The organism is Candidatus Burkholderia verschuerenii, from assembly GCF_001189365.1.
GTDB lineage: Bacteria > Pseudomonadota > Gammaproteobacteria > Burkholderiales > Burkholderiaceae > Caballeronia > Caballeronia verschuerenii.
On the sequence record NZ_LFJJ01000334.1, the window covers coordinates 1 to 2,199 of the forward strand.

The following is a 2,199-nucleotide window of genomic DNA, read 5'->3' on the forward strand; positions in this document are numbered from 1 at the left end:
TCGCTCCAGATTGGACACGAGAACCTCGATTCCCTTACGTCCCACGATCGTCTCCCGCACACCATAAGTCGATCATAGAACATGTTGGATTTATATAAAGTTATTTCTGGGACGGAACACTAGGTGTAAGTGCGGACTTGTCGCAAGTCGATTTTCAAATATTATATATAAAAATGCACACAGCATCCCGGTGCTTTCCCGGAGACGCCGGATTCCACAAGAGCGCGTGTGCTTGTCCTTTCTCAGGAGACGTGGCTATGCCGACTACGCTAGACCGCCAGATCAGCGCGACCCGCGCGAAAAAGACGCCGCTCAATCGCACGCAAATCGTAGGCTTTTGGGGCGCATGGGCGGGCTGGACGCTCGACGGAATGGATTCGTTCATCTACGCGCTCGTGCTCGCGCCCGCGCTGACCGAACTGCTGCCGCGTTCGGGCTATGCCGCGACGCCCGCCAACGTCGCGTCGGCCTCGCGGGATCGATTCTGTTCGCGCTGTTTCTGGTCGGATGGGGACTGTCGTTTATCTGGGGACCGCTCGCCGATCGTTTCGGACGCACCAAGGTGCTCGCCGCCACCATCTTCACGTTCGCGATCTTCACGGGACTGGCCGCGACCGCGCATACCGTGTGGGAACTCGGCATCTATCGATTTTTCGCGGGCGTGGGGATCGGCGGGGAATGGGCGCTGGCGGGCACGTATGTCGCCGAAGCGTGGCCGGAAGACCGGCGCAAGATGGGCGCGGGTTATCTGCAGACCGGCTATTACGCGGGCTTCTTTCTGGCGGCCGCGCTCAATTACACGATCGGCGCGGCGTTCGGCTGGCGCGCGATGTTCCTGGTCGGCCTGTTCCCGGTCGTCATCTCGATTCTGGTGCTGCTGCGCGTGAAGGAAACCGACAAGTGGGAATGCGCCGATGCCACCACGGGCACGAAGATCAAACACGAAAGTTCGCTCAAGGCGATTTTCAACGCGCAGTATCGCAAGCGGACGATCGTCGCGGCGGTGTTGCTGACGGTGGCGATCATCGGCTTGTGGGCGGGCGCGGTGTACGAACCGTCGGCGGTCATTCAGCTCGCGACGAAAGCGGGCATGGGCAAGGTCGAAGCCGCGCGCATGGCGTCGATCGCGACCGGATTGCTTTCGATCGGCACGATCGTCGGCTGTCTCGCGCTGCCGCCGATGGCCGAACGCATCGGTCGTAGAAAGACGCTGGCGGTGTACTTCGTCGGCATGGCGGCATCGATCGCGCTGGCTTTCGGCTGGGCATTCTATCTGCCGAACGGACTGGTGCCGTTCATCGCGCTGCTGGTCGTGCTCGGCTTCTTCGGCGGCAACTTCGCGCTGTTCTCGCTGTGGCTGCCGGAGCAGTTCGAAACCCGCGTGCGGGCGACGGCGTTCGCGTTCTGCACATCGGTGGGCCGCTTTTTCGGCGCGATCGTCAACTTCGACATCGGCGCGATAGTGCTCAATATGAAGACGCTGGGCGTGCCGATCGCGCTGACCGCGATCGCGTTTCTGATCGGCCTCGCGGTGATTCCACTCGCGCCGGAAACGGAAGGGCAGGAGCTGCCGAGCTGAACGGTTTCCCCATTACAGGACGTAATTTTTTCAGCGGTAATGGGACGTTACCAAGTCGAACAGATGCACCGCGAAGCCTTCGATATAGTCGCCTCATACAACAAACATATCCACGAGGTTGGCTTCAAATGAACAAGATATCGAAGGCTTCGATGCTCGGCGGTGCGCTTCTGATCGCCCGTCTGGGCATGTCGGGCGCGGCGATGGCGGGCGTATCGGTGGGCGTGAATATCGGGGTGCCCGCGCCGGTGTACGTTGCGCCCGCGCCGGTCTACGCACCGCCGCCTCCGCCGGTGTATGCAGCTCCGGCCATTGTGATCGACTGGCATGGCGATCGTTACTGGGATGGCCGCCGCTACTGGGATCGCGACGATTACTACCGGCATCACGGCGGCGGGTATTACGGGAACGACCACGGACGTCACAACGGCTGGCATTGATCGTTATCGATCGACCCGGTCAGCGAATAAGAAAGCCATCCGCATCGCCGGATGGTTTTTTTGTGCGCCCAGCATGGGCGCACTCTTGCGGGTGCAAGTCGCGCGGCAAGTTGACCACAGCGAGCGAAGTGAAGCGCAACTGCGGAAGGGCGACCGACCGTGGAGAGGAAGCGTGGAGCG

Annotated in this window: 1 protein-coding gene and 1 pseudogene; both read left to right on the top strand. The window is 61.2% G+C overall.

Annotation, left to right across the window (positions count from 1 at the left end):
• The first annotated feature begins 257 nt into the window (after positions 1-257).
• Positions 258-1,579 (top strand): annotated as a pseudogene (locus BVER_RS28645) (MFS transporter).
• 128 nt (positions 1,580-1,707) lie between these two features.
• Entirely contained in the window at positions 1,708-2,019 is a 312-nt protein-coding gene (locus BVER_RS28650) for a hypothetical protein (RefSeq protein WP_050456113.1), read from the top strand.
• Positions 2,020-2,199: the final 180 nt, after the last annotated feature.

Coding starts and splice junctions, on each gene's coding strand:
- BVER_RS28650 (WP_050456113.1), top strand. CDS start 1,708: ATGAACAAGATATCGAAGGCTTCGATGCTCGGCGGTGCGCTTCTGATC.